A 17,425-nucleotide genomic window follows, 5' to 3' on the forward strand; every position below is an offset into this window, starting at 1 on the left:
ACGTTTCAATCCTTGATGTGTTGAATTCAACCGGCTTTCAGGTCATCCGTGGTCCAGCCGCCGCCCAGCGCGTGAATGAGGTCGACATTCGCATCCAGTTGCCGCGTGCGAAGCTCGATTACGCTGCGTTGCGCTTCAAGCTCGGAGGATTGCGCCTCGACCACGTCCAGGTAGCTCACCGCGCCGCGCTGATAGCGCGCGAGCGCCAGGTTGAGCGCGGTTTGGGCTGCACTGGCCGCGTCCTGCTGCTGATTCGTCGCGGTGCCCAGATCGTCGAGCAACGTGAGGTTGTCCTCCACCTGCCTGAACGACGCCAGCACCACGCTGCGATAGCGTGCGCCTGCCTCGGCCGTGGCCTCCTTCGCGGAATCCAGCTGCGCCCGGCGCTTGCCGCCGTCCAGCAGATACACCGCCAGCGACGGTCCGATCGCCCAATACGAACTGGAAAGGCTGAGCAGATTCCCAAGCACCGAGCTTTGCACGCCACCTTGCGCGCTGAGCGTGAGCGTCGGGAAGTACGCCGCGCGTGCCACGCCGATCTTTGAATTTGCCGCTGCGATCCGCCGCTCGGCCGCGGCGACGTCAGGCCGCCTTTGCAACAGCGTTGACGGCACCCCGACCGGAACGACGGGCAACGCGATGGAATCGGTACTCGGCGCGAGCTGAAACTCCGAAGGCGACGCGCCGACGAGCACCGCCACCGCGTGTTCCAGCAAAGCGCGCCTGGCCCTGACCTGAGTAAGTTCGGACTGGACCGATGACAACTGGTTGCTCGCGCGCGCGACGTCGAGACCCGACACGATGCCCGCGCCATGCCGGTTGCGGGTCAGGTCGAGCGCCTTCTGGTACGCCTCCTGGGTGCCCTCGATAAGCTGAATCTGCTGATCGAGGCCCCGCAGGTCGATATAGCTTCGGGCCAGCTCGATTTCCAGGCTCAACTGCGTCGACGCGAGATCCGCTTTCGACGCCTGCCCTTCGTCCTTGCTTGCGGCAACGGAATCGCGCACGCGTCCCCAAAGGTCCACTTCGTAGTCGACTTCGACACCCAGCGTGGCTGAATTGTAATCGGTCGGCCCAGTCGGGCTGCGCAACGGCCGCGTGTCGGACTCGCGCGCGCGCTGGACATTGCCGGCTGCGGAAACCTGCGGGTACATCTGCGACTTGACCTGCCTGATGTACGCCTGGGACTGCTCATAGTGAAACAGCGCCGCGCTCAGGTCGGGGTTATTCGCGATCAGCCGTTGTTCGAGGTCGTCGAGTTCGGGCTCCTGGTACAGCTTCCACCATCCCGCGCGCTCGAGCTGGTCAGCGGGGCTCGCCACGGTCCATGGCCCCTGGGTCTGGTACTGCGCCGCAACGGGAGTTTCGGGGACCTCGTATTGCGGCGCGAGCGAGCACGCAGCGAGCGCCATGGCGCTCACCAGCGTGGCCAGTTTCAGATACTTAGTCATGCTTGCCACCTTTGGCCGTGGGCGCGACCACCTGAACATGGTCGCCTTCGACGAGTCCATCTGGCGGCGCATCGACCACGCGGTCGCTTTGCGCCAGCCCCGAGCCGATATCGACCGCGTTTCCGAGGTCCTGCACGATCGAAACGGGTTTGAAGTGAACGGTGTCGCTATGATCGACGGTGGCGATCCGCAGCCCCCGGTTGTCGAATATCAGCGCACTGGCCGGCACCCGCAACGCGTCGGCGCGTGCCGGCAACGCAAAACGCAGATTCACGAAATCGCCCGGCAACAGCAAATGCCCGGGGTTATCGACCATCAACTGGACGAGCGACGTGCCCGATGCGGCGTTCACCGAGTCGGCCAGCCCCACGACCGTGGCAGTGAATGTCTTGCCGGGATACTCCGGCACGGTGAAGGTGCCGGTTCCACCCGGCTTGACCGCCGGCACGTATTCCTGCGGCACGCGCACGTACACACGCAGCTTGTCCACGCTCGATACGGAGAAGAGCTGCGGCCCCGTCCCGCCACCCGCATTGATCAACGCGCCAACGTCCGTGTTGCGCGCGGTGATCACGCCGTCGAACGGGGCGACGATCCGCGCGAAGCTCTTAGTCGCGACCAGCCGGTCCAGATTCGCCTGCGCTGCCGCTACGCGAGCCTGCTTCGCCACATAGTCCTGCGTGCGGTCATCGACCTCCTGGCGCGACACTGAATCGGAGTCCAAAAGACTTTGCCAGCGTGCGGCGGTCGTTTTCGCGAGCGCGGCATCGGCTTGCGCGCTTGTAAGGTCGGCCTTCGCCTGAATCAACTGCTGATCCAGTTCAGGCGTCTCGATCTCGGCGAGCGTTTGGCCTGCCTTCACCGGCGTGCCGATGTCGACGCTCCACGATTTCAGGTAACCGCTCACCCGTGCATAGATGGGCGCGCTTTCGAAGGCCTCCAGTCTGCCAGGCAGGTCCAGCGAGCCGCCCGGCGCCTCCGGGGCGGGCACGACGACATTCACGGACGGAACCGCTTGTGCCTCGGTCCAGTCTTTGAGTTGATGTTCATGCTTCATGCGAAGCGAGACGCCACCAACCATGATGAGGACGGCGAGTGCACCGCCGACAATGCCTGTAAAAGAAAGCTGACGTTGCGCGAGCGCGGCGCGCGTTGTGGGTTCAGAGGACATGGATCGAATCTCCGGTAATCTGCGCGGCCGTCGATGTGCGACCCCGACGCGAGTGGATCATGCAAAAAATAGCGGGCACGAGAAAAAGCGTCGCGGCAGTGGCGAACAGCAGCCCGCCAATCACCGCTCGGCCCAACGGCGCGTTTTGCTCTCCGCCCTCGCCAAGACTCAATGCCATCGGCGCCATGCCGATGATCATCGAGAGCGCCGTCATGAGGACCGGCCGAAACCGGGTCGCACCGGCTTCCAACGCCGCCTTGAACGCGTCGCCGTGCTCGGCCAGACGTTCGCGGCAGAAACTCACTACCAGAATGGAATTGGCCGTCGCCACGCCCATGCACATGATTGCGCCGGTCAGTGCGGGCACCGAAAGCGTGGTGTCCGTCGCAAACAACATCCAGACGATGCCGGCCAACGCGCCAGGCAAGGCGGCCACGATCACGAGCGGATCGGACCACGACTGGAAATTGACGACGATGAGCAGGTAAATCAGCGCGACAGCGCCCAAAATCCCGAACGACAATCCGCCGAAAGCGTTGTTCATCGTCTGCGCCTGGCCAAGCAGAACGACCTTCGCACCCTTGGGCGCGTCCTTGGCATTGGCCGAAACGATGTGGCGGATGTCGGCGGCGACGGCACCCAGATCGCGGCCCTGGGTCGTGGCGAACACCTCGACCATCGGCTGCACGTTGTAGTTGCTCACCACTTCGTTGCTCGCCGTGCGGTGAATGCTCGCCACCCCGCCAAGGATTTGCCCATCGTTCGCCTCGGCCCCGCCGCTCACGGGCAGATTCACCAGAGATGAGAGCGAATCCACGCTGTATTGCGGCGTCTGGAGCACGATCGAATACTCCACGCCGTTGGCCGCATTGAGCCAGTAGGTCGGGTCGATCTGGCTCGATCCCGCCATGTGCACCACCAGGCTATTGGTCACATCGCGTTCGGTCAGGCCCTGAAGCGATGCGCGGTCGCGATCGACGTCGATATTGAATTGCGGGTTGGCCTGCGATTGCTCGATGCGCGCATCGACAACGCCAGGCACGTGCCGGATCTGACGCAGCAGCGAGTTTGCGTAGGCAAAATCGGCCGGCAGATTGTTGCCGCGAATCTGCAAGTCAATCGGTGCGGGCGAGCCGAAGTTCAGGATCTGGCTCACGATGTCCGCAGGCGGGAACGAGAACGTCACGCCAGGGAACGCGCGCGGCAGCGATTCGCGCAACTTGCGCACGTAGGCGGCCGTGGGCCCATGGCCTTCTTTCAGCGAGATCTGAATGTCGCCGTCCTGCGGGCCGATCGTGCCCGTGTTGTTGTAGGCCGTATTGATGGAGCTGGTGGAGAGTCCAATGTTGTCCACCACAGTGCCCAGTTCGGACGGCGGAATCGTCGTGCGAACCTGAGCTTCCACTTCGGCGAAAATCTCGGCGGTTCTCTCCACACGCGTACCCACCGGCGCGCGCACGTGCAGCAGGATCTGGCCCGCGTCGACGTCCGGGAAGAAGTTGCGCCCAAGCAGCGGCATCAACGCGAACGACACCACGACGAATGCAAAGAAGCCAATCACGAACGTGCGGCGACGTTCCAGCACCCGTTCGAGCATCGCAGCGTAGTTCGAGCGCACGCGCTCGAAGCGCTGCTCGAAACCACGGTGGAAGCGCGCCCACACACCGGAAGACTCGCGATGTCCCTGTTCATGCGCCTGCGACTTCAGCAGGTATTTCGCCATCGTCGGCACGAGCGTACGCGACAGAATGAACGATGAAATCATGGCGAAGATCACCGACTCGGCCATCGGCACGAACAGGAACCTCGCCACGCCATTCAGGAAGAACATCGGCACGAATACGATGCAGATGCAAAGCAGCGAGACGAGCGCCGGGGTCACGATTTGTGCCGCGCCATCGAGAATCGCGCTTTCGACCTCCTTGCCTTGCTCCAGGTGCCAGTTGATGTTCTCGATGGTCACTGTCGCGTCGTCCACGAGAATGCCCACCGCCAACGCGAGCCCGCCGAGCGTCATGATATTGAGCGTTTCGCCGAGCACCGAGAGCACGGCAATCGACCCGAGAATCGCGAGCGGAATCGAGGTCGCAATGATGACCGTCGAGCGCCAGCTACCCAGGAACAGCAGGATCATCACGCTCGTGAGCAAGGCGGCAATCAAGCCCTCACGCGCCACGCCCTTGATCGCAGACCGAACGAAGATCGACTGGTCGCCAATCGCATCGATTTGAAGCGCGTCGGGCAAGGAGCCCTTCGCATCGGCAACCTTCTGACGAATGCCGCCGATAATCGACAATGTGGATGCCGAACCGTTCTTGAACACGGTGAGCAGCACCGAACGCTTGCCCTCCACGTGAACGATATTCGGCTGCGGCGGGCTGCCGTCGGTCACGTCGGCGACGTCGTGCATGTGCACAACCGTGCCGTTGGCGGACTTGATGGGCAGATTCGCAATGGCCGCGATCGTCGCCGGCGCATCGTTCAACTGCAGCGTGTACTCGTAGTTGCCGATCTTTTCGGTGCCGACCGGCGTCACGAGGTTCTGCGCCGTCAGCGCATTGAGCACATCCTCAGCGGACAAGGAGCGCGCTTCGAGTTCGGACGGCTTGATGTTGATCTGAACCTGCCGGTCCTTGCCGCCAAACGGAAACGGGATCGCCGCACCGTTCACCGTCGCGAGAATCGGCCGCAGCTGGTTCTTGCCGAGGTCCGCCAGATTCTGTTCCGAGAGGCCCTTGCCCGAAAGCGCGAGCTGGATAATCGGAACGGTCGAAGCGTTGTAATTGATGATGAACGGCGGCGTTGCCGCAGGCGGCAACTGCTTCAAAATCTCCTGCGAAATGGCCGTCACCTGCGCATTCGCCGTACCGATATTGGTGCCCGGCTGAAAGAAGATTTTGACGATACCGTAGCCGGTAAGCGAGGTGCCCTCGATGTGTTGAACGCCGTTCACGGTGGTCGTCAACACCCGCTCGTACGGAGCCATCACGCGACCTTCCATCTGGTCGGGCGAAAGCCCCGTGTACTGCCACACCACGCTAATCACCGGGATATTGATCGGAGGAAAAATATCCGTAGGGGTACGAAACGCCGACAGAACGCCAACGATCAGGATAAACACGGCCAGAACGACGAATGTATAAGGCCGTTTCAGCGCAACGCGCACGATGCCAATCATAATAATTCCAGTATTCGAAGCTGGCATCGACCTGAGCGCGGCGGATTCCAGCAAGCAGATTCGCGATGCCCTGAATCAATCTGCGTTTGATGGGACCTGGCCCGCGGACTCGCGAGGCGCACCGATCCAGTGGATGGCGGAAGCAACGATCCCGAGCACGACACCAAAGACGACGATGCCCGACCAGCCGAAGCGGCTCATGAGCCAGCCGCTGACCGTCGCACCGAAGGCGCCGCCGAAAAAGGTGGCCGTCATATAGAGGCTGTTGATTCGGCCCTGCGCTTTCGGATCGACCGAAAAAGCGCGAGTCTGGTTAGAAACGAGACCGGACTGCACGCCGATGTCGAGCACGATCACGCCCACGATCAGCAGCGTGAGCGACGTGGCCGCGCCGGAAAGAAGCAGGTAGGCAAGCGTTGCAATGCCGATACTCGCGCCGATGACCTTGCGAAATCCCACCCGGTCGGTGGCATTACCACCCAACGATGCGGCGAACGCGCCAGCTGCGCCGATGATGCCGAAGCCGCCCGCCCAGGCGCTGCCGAGGTGCCACGGCCCGCTTTTGAGCAGCGCCGCGAGATTGACCCAGAAGGCGTTGAAACAGGCCCAAAGCAACGCCTGGATAATCATCGATTCACGAATCGGACGATTGTCGCGAACGAGCGGCCACAACGAAGCGAGCAGACGCCCATACGAAAGATTCGTGGACGGCACGCCCTTCGGCAGAAGCGTCGCGGCGGCGATAAAGACCGGCACCATGAACGCGGCTTCCGCGCCGTAGACCGCACGCCAACCCCACGCCGCGCCGATCACACCGGCGATCGTGCGGCCGACCAGGATGCCGACCATGATGCCGCTCACGACGGTGCCGACGTTACGCCCCCGCTCGCTCGGCAACGACATGACGGCGGCAAAGGGCACGAGCTGCTGTGGCACGCAGCTCACGATACCAAGCGCAAACGAAGCCGCGATCAGTGCCCAGATGCCGGGCGCAACCGCCGCCGTCGCCGCAAAAACGAGTGCGAGGGCGATCTGGGTGAGCACGAGCTTGCGCCGGTCGAAGCGGTCGCCAAGCGGCAACAGCAACGCGAGGCCGGTCGAGAAGCCGAGCAGCGCCGCCGCCGCGACGAGATCGACCGTTGTGATGTTGACCTGCAGACCCGCAGCGATCAGCGGCAGGATCGGCTGCGTGCAATAGATGTTGGTGATCACTGCTCCCGCGACAATCGCCATCATGACGATCTTGCCGCGCGAAGCGACGGCGGGCGTAGCTGCACGTTCTGGGGTGCTGGGTAAGCCGCTCAAGACAACCTCCTTATTCGTTGAATTTCTCCGGTCTTCGCAGCGAATTGCCGCGATCCAGATTGAGGTCGAACGTTACGCGCTTGCATTTACGAAGAGAATCCCTCACGATCAAGATTCATCCTTCCACTATTTGATAGGGTCCATGAATCGCCTCGAAGCCATGGCCATCCTCGTTTCGGTCGCCGACGCCGGCAGTCTCTCGGCTGCCGCTCGGCGCCTCGACATGCCGCTCGCCACGGTCAGCCGCAAGGTTGGGGAACTCGAGTCGCACCTGAAGACGCGTCTCTTTCACCGCACGACACGAAAGCTTTCATTGACGGAAGCCGGCAGCGCATACGTCGCCGCGTGCCGGCGCATTCTCGAAGACATCGGCGAAGCCGAGCGCGCCGCAACGGGGGAATACGCCGCGCCCAAAGGCGAGCTCGTGGTCACCGCGCCCGTTGCGTTTGGCCGCTTGCACGTGGTGCCGGTGGTGGCGGAATTCCTCGCGCACTATCCGGAGATCGACATCAATCTCCTGCTGACGGATCGCGTAGTTCATCTGATGGATGAACACGCGGACGTCGCGGTCCGTATTGGCGAGTTGCCCGATAGCACCTTGATCGCGACCCGAGTGGGCATGGTGCGACGGGTCATTTGCGCCAGCCCCGCCTATCTCGCGAAGCATGGCGTGCCTGCTGAGCCCGCGGACCTCGCCGGCCATCAATGCATTACCTTCGAGGCGCTCGCGTCGCTGCGCGCCTGGGCTTTCGGCTCCGGCAAGTCGGAGCAGTCCGTGCCCGTTCATTCGCGGCTTGCCGTGAATACGGCGGACGCCGCTATCGAAGCCGCGATCCTCGGCGTGGGGCTGATACGCGTGCTGTCCTACCAGGTTGCGCACGCCGTACGCGCCGACGAACTTCGCGTCGTGCTCGACGCTTTTGAAGCGGCGCCGCTGCCCGTCAATCTCGTGCATGCGGGGCAAGGGCCCCTGCCGTTGAAGCTGCGCGCTTTCCTCGATTTCGCGTCGCCGCGCCTGCGCGAGCGCACGTCGGGCGAACTCGCGAACGCTGTGACCGCGTGAGCACCTGAGCCACCCGCGTAAAGGCGCTCCGCGCTCGCACCGGGAGCGAATCCGTTAACATCGGGAATCTCTCTTCCAATAATCGAGAAGACCATGGACCGTCTCGAAGGGATGTCCATCCTGGTCGCAGTCGTCGATGCAGGCAGTTTGTCAGCCGCGGCCCGGCAGCTCGGCCAGCCGCTGGCGACAGTCAGCCGCAAAGTCGGCGATCTCGAAGCGCACCTGAAGACCCGCCTGCTCCATCGCACCACGCGGCACCTCTCGCTCACCGAGGCCGGCGAGTCCTATGTCGCTTCGTGCCGGCGCATTCTCGAGGACATCGGCGAAATCGAGCGCGCCGTGACCGGCGAGTATGCGGCCCCGAAAGGCTCTCTCGTGGCCACGGCACCCGTGGTCTTTGGGCGGCTGCACGTCGTCCCTGTCATGGCGGCATTTCTCGCGCACTATCCGGAAATCGACGCCCGCCTCGTGCTGACCGATCGCAACGTCAATTTTCTCGAAGACCACGTGGACGTTGCGGTGCGTATCGGCCAATTGCCGGACAGCAGCCTCGTTGCGATACGCCTGGGTGAAACGCGCCCCGTGGTGTGCGCGAGCCCCGCGTATCTTGCCGAGCGTGGCACGCCGCATGACCCGGCCGATCTCGCCAATCATGCGTGCATCGGTTTCGAGGGAATCAATGCGTCGCGCGCGTGGACGTTTGGCGGCGGAAAATCGGAACAGAACGTGCCCATCCACGCGCGGCTCGTGACCAACACGGCGGAATCGGCCATCGACGCCGCGACGCTCGGGACCGGTTTGACTCGGGTTCTGTCTTATCAGGTCGCGAGCGCCGTGCAGGAAGGCCGGTTGCAGTTGGTTCTGGAAACGTTCGAGCTGGCGCCCATGCCGATCCATCTCGTCCATGCCGGCCAAACGCCGCTGCCGCTCAAGCTGCGCGCGTTTCTCGACTTCATGTCACCGCGCCTCAAGGAGCGCATGTCCGCCGTTTGAGTTCCCCGCGTTATTGACCGCGAGTATCAACTGTTGTTCATCGCAGGTGGTTTTTATCAGCGTCGTTCGTGGGTAACCTTGGCTCCCGATAGGGGAAACGCAAGGCGAAACGCAATGGATATGTCAGCAATCACCGCTGGAAAGATCAGGTCGCTCAGTCGATGGGCCGCGAAGCCTTCAAGCCGATTGCCTTTGGCGGCTACCTCTATCTGCATCCGAGGCCCGACTATCCGTTCCGCGCCATCAAGGGCGGATTCGCCATCGGCAGCCGCTCGCTCGAGGATTTTCTCGAGCAGGCACGCGAAGCGGGCGTGAGCCACGTCGCGCTGAATCCGAAAGTCACGCCGCGCCCGTACGCCGACGTACTGGGGGAGTTGCACAGCGAAGTGCTGCCACACTTTATCCCGGAGGTTTTTCATGCAACACGCGAATCTACATGAAGCGCTGAATGCGCACTGGCAGGCGTCGGCGGCTGGCGATCTCGAAGCCGAACACGACATCTACGCCGACGACGCCATCTGCGACTATCCACAATCGGGTGAACGCATTCTCGGGCGCAGGAATTTGCAGGCGCTTCGCGGACATCATCCCGACAAGCCTTCCGGTTTCGAAGTCAGGCGAATGCAGGGCGAAGGCAATCTCTGGGTGACCGAATACACCATCGCTTACCAGGGGCGATCTGCTTTCACCGTTAGCATCATGGAATTCCGTGACGGCAAGGTCGTACACGAGACCCAATATTTTTCGGATTCCTTTGAAGCGCCCGGTTGGCGCAGCCAATGGGTTCAGAAGATTACGCCCAGTTAACGTCCGCTTCGAAAGATCCACTACGCGAGCTGGGAAGCGAGTGATAGCCGGCCATGCCCGCGCCGGCTATCTTCGAGCGCGCGGCGTACTCACGCCGCGCCTGGCTTATTTCGACGCGGGCATGGCGAATTCCGCGCCCTTGTCGATGCTGTCGGGCCAGCGCTGCGTCACGCTCTTGTAGCGCGTGTAGAAGCGCACGGCTTCCTCGCCGTATGCGTGATGATCGCCGAACAGCGAGCGCTTCCAGCCCCCGAACGAATGCCACGCCGACGGCACCGGACTCGGCACGTTAATGCCCACCATGCCGATTTGAATTTGCCGGGTAAACGTGCGTGCCGCGGCCCCATCGGCCGTGAACAGGGTGACGCAATTCCCTAGTTCGTGCGCGTTGACAAGTTCAATTGCGCTGGCGAGATCCGGCACGCGCACCACCGAAAGCACCGGCCCGAAAATCTCTTCCCGATAGATTTTCATATCCGGCTGCACGTCGTCGAAGAGCGAGCCGCCGAGGAAGAAACCCTCTTCGTGCCCCGCCACGGTCTGGCCACGCCCGTCCACCACGAGCTTCGCGCCAGCGGCGACACCCGCATCGATATAACCCAGCACCTTGGTGCGATGCGCGGCGCTGATGAGCGGCCCCATGTCCAGATCGGGCTCCATGCCCGCACCGAGGCGCAGCGCGCGCACGCGCGGCGCGAGACGCTCGATCAGTTCGTCGCCGATGCTCCCTACCGCCACCGCGACCGACGTCGCCATGCACCGCTCGCCCGCCGAGCCGTATGCCGAATTGATCAGCGCATCGACGGCTTGATCGAGATTCGCGTCGGGCATGACGACGAGATGATTCTTGGCACTCCCCAACGCCTGCACGCGCTTGCCGCGTTTGGCGCCCTCTGCGTAGATATATTCGGCCACCGGCGTGGAGGCGACGACGGACATCGCGGCCACGTCGGGATGCTGAATCAGCGCATCGACGGTGCCCTTGTCGCCATTCACCACGTTGAAGACACCTTTGGGAAAACCCGCCTCGATGAAGAGTTCAGCGAGCCGGATCGACGACGACGGCGTGCGCTCCGAAGGCTTGAGGATGAATGTGTTGCCGGTCGCGGCCGCCATGACGAACATCCAGCACGGCACCACCACGGGGAAATTGAACGGTGTGACGCCGGCAATCACGCCCACGGGCTGACGCAAATTCCAGCTGTCTACACCGCTGCTGCTTTGATCGGTGAAATCGGTCTTGAGCAGGTTCGGGATGCCGCACGCGAATTCGACGATTTCGATACCGCGCATCACCTCGCCCCGGGCGTCCGAAAAGAGCTTGCCGTGGTCGCGTGTAATGAGTTCGGCGACTTCGTCCAGGTGCGCCTCGAGCAACTCCTTGAACTTGAACATCAAGCGCGCGCGCTTGAGCGGCGGGGTTTCGCGCCAGGCCGCAAACGCGGTTTTTGCGGCCGCGACGGCGGTGGCAACCTCAGTGGTATTCGCAACCGGCACGCGCGCCGTCACGCGGCCCTGCGCGGGATCGTATACGTCGTTGAATCGCCCGCTCACGCCAGCGATGTTTTGACCGTCGATGAAATGACTCAGTTGGCGCACCGCGCCCTGGTTTGCTTCGCTCATACGTCTTTCCTTTAGGGGGTCCGGGCGCTGCGCGCGGATCGAATAGCATCCGCATTGCAGCGCGCATCAAGTCAAGTGGCCGGGCATCTCCATGACTCCCCGCCAGGATCGGCAGTCATTGATCGCCGACGACAACAAGTCTACGTTTTACGGCTCTCGGCCGATGGGCTAGCTGCGACGGTTTGGGGACATTCCCGGCTCGTTTCCGGCCATCGCGACAAAGCGGAAATTCCCGCTATCTGAAGGGTCGAATGGCTTGGCGACGTGGCGCTAAACACGCGCAGGCAGCGAGGCCTGACCTTGTGCGGGAAGCGTGAAATGGAAGCTCGCGCCAACGGGAGCGTTCGGCGTCACCCATAAGCGCCCTCCGTGGCTTTGCACGATCGAGCGGCAGATGGGCAGCCCCATGCCGAGGCCGGCGGGCTTGGTCGTGAAAAAAGCCTCGAATACGCCCTCGAGATTGCCGCCGGCGAGTCCGGGCCCGGAATCCTGCACGGTAATGCAAAGTTCGTTTTCGTCGGTCTTGCCGGTTCGGATCAGTAGCGTCCGCTCGCCGGCTTTCACTTCGCTCATCGCTTCGAGGGCGTTGATCATGAGATTGAGCATGACCTGCTGCAATTGCACCCGGTCGCCCTGAACGCGTGGCAACCCCTCCGCGAGCTGCACCGTGAGTTCAACCCCGGACTTGCTGGCTTCGCCGCGCATGAGCGCGATCAGCTCCCCAATCATGTCGTTGACATCGAGCCCATCTGTGCGCAGCGGCTCTTTCTTGAAGTAGGCGCGGGTCCTGTCGACAATGCCGTTGGCGCGGTCGCTGTCCGCGACGATCCGGGTGAGCGCGAGACGCGCTTCGTCGAAATTCGGCGGGCGCGCCGCGAGCCAGCGCAAGGCCGCACTCGCGTACGCCGCTATGGCGGTGATCGGCTGCTTCACTTCATGCGCGATCGACGCCGACAGCTGCCCCATCGTCGCCACGCGATTCGAATGCGCCAGCACCATCTGGAGTTCGCGGTAGCGTCGTTCGCTGTCGCGCACTTCCTGTTGCGCACGCTTCTGGTCGGTCAGATCGAGTATGAACGCGACGCCCTGCCCCTCGCGATCGCCAAACGCCGCTGCGCCAACCATGACGGACACCCGGCTGCCGTCCTTGCGAAAAAATTCCTTCTCGAAGGGTTTGGCGCTTCCCGCGGCCTTCAATTCGGCCCTCACACGTTCGTCGCGTTCATGCCATTCCGGCGGAGTCAGATCGGGCCAGCGAATCTGCCCGGATCGGAGATCGGCTGCGGTGTAACCCACAATGCGCAGAAATGCATCGTTGGCGTCGATAACATTCCCTTCGAAGTCCCATATGTGAATGCCGATGATATTGGAGTCAACCAGGCGCCGGACCTTTGCTTCACGTTCCTGAAGATCGGCATATAGGCGCGTATTTTCCAGAGAAATGGCGGCCTGCGACGCGAGCAAATCGAGCAGCGCGGAGCGGCGTGCGGTGAAGACATGTGAAGTCTCGGTATTCTCCAGATACAGCAGCCCACTGAGTTTTCCCTGTCTGACAAGCGGCAGGCAGAATACGGACCGCGTGGCTCCGCTCGCCAGATACTCGTCTTCGGGCAAGAGACTGGATGTCACGGCATCGTCAATGATGACGCGCTTGCCCGTGTGCATGACGTACCGCAGCAGCGCGGCGGGGGTGGCCGAGCCGGTATCCGGCAAACGCCTCACCTCGATCCCGCTGCCGTTGATACGCGCTTCCGCCTCGATGCGGTGCCCGTCTGGCTGCTCGGGCACGATCAGCAGACCACGGTTGGCGCCTGCGGTTTCCAGCGCGATCGTCATCAGGCGCTCGATCAGGTTCTTCAGTTCGATCTCGCTGGAGAGCGCGTGGGAAGCCTTGAGCAGCATTGCCGCATCGAACTGGCGCCAATCGAAGCTGAGCGTCGACGCCAGCGTGTTCCCTTCCAGATCGGTCAGGCGCGGGAATTCGCAGTAAAGCTGCATGATCTTGCTTTGCGCGCCCCAGGCGTCGAAGCACCGGCGCGCATTGCGCAAATGGCCTTCGGCGCTCGTCGCGAGGCCCATGCGCAAATAGAAACGGCCAGCCAGTTCGCTGGCAATGCCTTCGTGATGCGCAAAGCCATTCTCGCGAGCGGAGTGAATGGCCTCCTCGTAGAGGCGCATGGCGTCGAGATCGCGCCCCTCCAGACGCGCGAGTTCCGCGCTGAGCAACGCATAGCGGTTCTGATAGTTCTCCGGACAATGTCCCGCCCACGTTTCAAACTTCTTGAGCGTCTCGGCAAGCATGCGTTCGTAGATTTTCTGCTGCCCGGCGGAGGACTCGGGATACAGCGCCGTCAAGGTGAGCATATGAAAAAAGTGAAAAGTCGGTTCGATCGCCAGCGCCATCACCGAACTCAGCACTGCCTGCGCCCGCTGCGCGGCCTCCAGAGCGTCGACGTAGCGGCCATCGAGAAACGCGAGAATGACTTTGATGATTCGATAGACGCCAATGGCACAACCGAAATTCGACTTGACGATCGCCTCGAAACAGGCGGTTTCGTCGAACGTCTCGTCATTCAGGTCGAACGGTTTCGCCGTCCTGCCCCGCAGACTGATGACGCATTGCCGCTCAACCCGAATCAATTCGTAGACCGCGTCGTTGTGACTCTGCCGCATGAGCGCCGCGTACTTTTCGGCTATCGCCTGCACGTCTTCGAGCGCGGCCCCGCTCTCCAGCGTCTGCCAAACGGCATTGAACGCCACGTTGCCCGCAAAAACGAAATCACCCACTTCCATGCACTCGGCTGTCGCCCGTTCCAGCACCGGAAGATTCGCAGCGATGTGGCGGCGCCAGAAATTGACGTGTGCGCCATACAGATGAAGCAGCTTTCCATTCAGGTGCCGATTGCCGAACCTCTCGCTGAGCTTGAGTGACATCTCCGAAACCTGAACCGCTGTGGGAATATCGCCGATCAGCGAGACCAGCATGAGCGCGTAATTGCCGAACGCAAAACTCGAGTTATCAGTATTGCCGTGCTGCAACGAGAGATTGACCGCCTTGAGGGTGATGAGCGGATAAAACGCGGGCCGCGCGGCAAAAGCGCAGTTCATCGCCTGAAGGAGAAGATTGACGATCGCGTGGATCGCAGGGTCCGTCGCCACCGGCGCCTCAACGAGTTCGCCGATAGAACGGCCAGCCTGATTGACGCGAACGTCCTGCAAAGCGGTATGGAAGGCTGCCTGAATATCCTCATCGGTCTCGGGAAAGTGGATATCGAAGCCGCGAAGCGCAACGAGCGCGACCGCGAAGCTTTCGTCATATCTTCCGGCAAGCTGATACAACTCGATGCGCAAGCTGTTGACCTTTGCGCAATCGAGACTGGAGCGCGCCCTGGCGAGCATCATGTCCGCCAGGGCGTCCGCTTTTGCAAAATCGCCCACCAGAAATTCGCACTCCGAAAGCGCGAGATAGAGTTCGAACGTGCTCTCGTATCGCAGCGTCCACGCATCGGGCGACAGCAACGCAACGCCTTGCGCCAGATAGCCGCGCGCGGCCACGTATGCCGTCGAACTCATGGCCCGCCTGCCCGCGATGAGGTTCAAGGTAACGGCCCGCTCACGCTCCGTTTCATCTGCGATCAGCGCCGCGCCGCGATTGAGATGGTTCACGATGTCGAAGATCGCAGCTTCGAGTGCGTCTGGCGGCGTGCGCGACACCAGCGCCCGCCCGATCCGCAGGTGCGCGGCAGCACGCTCGTTGGCGGGAATCAGCGCGTACGCTGCCTCTTGCACGCGATCGTGCGCGAATTCGTAGACATTGGCCTCGCGATAGACCAGGCCTGTTCGCACGGCTTCCCACAGGTCCGCGTGCATCTTCTCTTCGGAGCCGCCCTGAACCCAGGTGAGCGCGGCGACTTCGGCAACGTTGCCAAGGCACGCCAACTGGCCTAGTGCGTCACGCACCGCGGACGGCAACCGGCTCAACTTTGCCGCCATCAAATCGGCGACGTTCTCGGTGTAGCCCTTCGCGCGAATGCGCGGCAGCTCCCAGCCCCACTTCGCGGCATGTGGGTCGAATGTGAGCAGGTCTTCATCGGCGAGCGCGGTTAGAAACTGGATCGTGAAGAACGGATTGCCGCCGCTTTTCTCATGCGCCAGTTGCGCCAGCGGTGCGGCGCTCGCGCGGTCACAGTGAAGCGCATCCACCACGAGTTGCGTCACGCTGTCCCTTGTCAGCGGCGCAAGCTCGATTTGCTGCACTTTGCCCTCGGCGCGGGCAATCGACTCGAGCGTGCGCGCAAACGGGTGCGAAGCGTCGACCTCATTGTCGCGATAGGCGCCCACCAGCAGAACGTGCTGCACGTCCGGATGCGTGGCGAGATGCGCGAGCAGATCGAGCGTCGCCGTATCCACCCATTGCAGATCGTCGATAAACAATGCGAGTGGATGCTCCGGCCGCGCAAATACACCGAGAAAGCGTCGAAACACGATCTGGAAGCGATTTTGTGCGTCTTGAGGCGGCAGCGTCGGTGCGGCGGGCTGCTCGCCGATAATGAGCGCAAGCTCAGGGATCAGATTCACAATGAGTTGCCCGTTGGGCCCGAGTGCTTCCCTCAGCGCGCGCCGCCACGGCTCGACCTCGGTTTCGCGCTTGCTCAGCAGATTGCGCACGAGTGTCTGGAAGGCTTGCGCGAATGGCGCGTACGGAATGCCGCGCCGGTACTGGTCGAACTTGCCGGAAGCGAAGAGACCGCGCGGCGGGACCAACACCCTGTGCAACTCGTTCACGACCGACGACTTGCCGATGCCCGGATAGCCCGAGATCAGCACCAGCTCGACCGACCCACTCCCCACCATACGGTCGAACGCGGCAGTCAGTGCTTCGATTTGAGCTTCGCGCCCGTACAGCTTCTCGGGAATCAGCAATTGGCCGGACGCGTCGTGCTCCCCCAACGGGAATGGGTCGATGCGATGGCGCGCTTCCCATGCCGTGAGACATGAGCGAAGATCGGCCTCCACGCCCGCCGCAGTCTGATACCGGTCCTCGGCGGCCTTCGCGAGCAGCTTCAGCACGATGCCCTCGAGCACCTGGGGAATCGCGTCGCGGCGGGCCCGTGGTGGCGTGGGCTTGCGCGCGATATGGCAATGAATCCACTCCATCGCGTCCGACGCCTTGAACGGCAGCGACCCGGTGAGCATCTCGTACAGCGTGACGCCGAACGAATAGAGATCGCTGCGCGTGTCGATCGAACGATTCATGCGGCCCGTCTGCTCAGGCGCCATATACGCGAAGCTTCCGGCAACGATCTCGGGCGGCGCGGGCGGCTGATGTTCGTGCGGCAGTTGCGAAGCGATGCCGAAGCCGGTGAGCCGCACGTTGCCGCTGCTGTCGACGAGCACATTCGCTGGCTTGATGTCTTTGTGAACGAGGCCGCATCGATGCACGTGGCCGACCACCTTCGCCAGATTGACCGCAATGCGCAACAGCCGTGCGAGTTCGAACGGGCCAGCGAGCGAGCGATCGAGTGGTTCTCCGCCGTCGTCGTCGAGCACGAGCATGGGCGGCTCTCTGTGCCCGTAGAACGCAAGAGGCCGCGCCGCCCAGCGGGAATCGAGCAGCGCGGCGAGTCCGTATTCGCGCTCGAGCCGCTTCACGCCCACCGAGTTCGCCCGCGTGGCGACTAGCGCGAGCACCGAGACGGGATGGCTGCGTTTGCGCGCGCGATACAGTGAAAAATCGCCGTCGTCGCGCAGCGGCTCAAGCTCATATCCAGCGAGATCCACGACGGACACTCCTGTCATGATGCGATTCTCATCCGGAAATGATTGTGCACGCG

At 62.6% G+C, this 17,425-nt stretch carries 10 protein-coding genes; 4 read left to right on the forward strand and 6 right to left on the reverse strand.

The features are described from left to right. Positions 1-26 precede the first annotated feature (26 nt). From M3I54_RS05000 to M3I54_RS05015, 4 genes are all read right to left on the reverse strand, one after another. On the reverse strand, positions 27-1,451 hold the full coding sequence (locus M3I54_RS05000) for an efflux transporter outer membrane subunit (RefSeq protein WP_254333545.1): 1,425 nt from the start codon (positions 1,449-1,451) through the stop codon (positions 27-29). Then, entirely contained in the window at positions 1,444-2,622 is a 1,179-nt protein-coding gene (locus tag M3I54_RS05005) for an efflux RND transporter periplasmic adaptor subunit (RefSeq protein WP_254333546.1), read from the reverse strand. The genes M3I54_RS05000 and M3I54_RS05005 overlap by 8 nt, the downstream gene beginning before the upstream one ends. Next, entirely contained in the window at positions 2,612-5,800 is a 3,189-nt protein-coding gene (locus tag M3I54_RS05010; RefSeq protein WP_254333547.1) for an efflux RND transporter permease subunit, read from the reverse strand. Before M3I54_RS05010 ends, M3I54_RS05005 begins: the two co-directional genes overlap by 11 nt. A 75-nt stretch (positions 5,801-5,875) precedes the next feature. After that, on the reverse strand, positions 5,876-7,105 hold the full coding sequence (locus tag M3I54_RS05015) for an MFS transporter (RefSeq protein ID WP_254333548.1): 1,230 nt from the start codon (positions 7,103-7,105) through the stop codon (positions 5,876-5,878). Between the two features lie 142 nt (positions 7,106-7,247). Between M3I54_RS05015 and M3I54_RS05020 the strand changes: the two genes are divergently transcribed. The 4 genes from M3I54_RS05020 (at position 7,248) to M3I54_RS05035 (ending at position 9,968) form a co-directional block, all read left to right on the forward strand. Further along, positions 7,248-8,168, forward strand: coding sequence for a LysR family transcriptional regulator (locus tag M3I54_RS05020; protein ID WP_254333549.1), 921 nt, complete (start codon positions 7,248-7,250; stop codon positions 8,166-8,168). 93 nt (positions 8,169-8,261) lie between these two features. Continuing rightward, positions 8,262-9,161 carry a LysR family transcriptional regulator gene (locus M3I54_RS05025; protein WP_254333550.1) on the forward strand — a complete coding sequence of 300 codons (900 nt, stop codon included), beginning with the start codon at positions 8,262-8,264 and terminating at the stop codon, positions 9,159-9,161. A 161-nt stretch (positions 9,162-9,322) separates the two neighbouring features. Further along, positions 9,323-9,601, forward strand: a complete 279-nt coding sequence (locus tag M3I54_RS05030; RefSeq protein WP_254333552.1) for a hypothetical protein — start codon at positions 9,323-9,325, stop codon at positions 9,599-9,601. Then, positions 9,579-9,968 (forward strand): nuclear transport factor 2 family protein, encoded by a 390-nt coding sequence (locus M3I54_RS05035; protein WP_254333554.1) that lies wholly within the window; start codon positions 9,579-9,581, stop codon positions 9,966-9,968. The genes M3I54_RS05030 and M3I54_RS05035 overlap by 23 nt, the downstream gene beginning before the upstream one ends. 105 nt (positions 9,969-10,073) lie before the next feature. On the opposite strand, the gene M3I54_RS05040 is transcribed toward M3I54_RS05035, so the two are convergent. Together M3I54_RS05040 and M3I54_RS05045 are read right to left on the reverse strand one after the other, a co-directional pair. Next, positions 10,074-11,591: a CoA-acylating methylmalonate-semialdehyde dehydrogenase gene (locus M3I54_RS05040; RefSeq protein WP_254333556.1), complete on the reverse strand. Its 1,518-nt coding sequence runs from the start codon at positions 11,589-11,591 to the stop codon at positions 10,074-10,076. A gap of 270 nt (positions 11,592-11,861) precedes the next feature. After that, positions 11,862-17,390, reverse strand: a complete 5,529-nt coding sequence (locus tag M3I54_RS05045; RefSeq protein WP_254333558.1) for an ATP-binding sensor histidine kinase — start codon at positions 17,388-17,390, stop codon at positions 11,862-11,864. Between the last annotated feature and the right edge of the window lie 35 nt (positions 17,391-17,425).

It is taken from the genome of Paraburkholderia sp. CNPSo 3274 (assembly GCF_024206475.1).
Classification (GTDB): Bacteria; Pseudomonadota; Gammaproteobacteria; order Burkholderiales; family Burkholderiaceae; genus Paraburkholderia.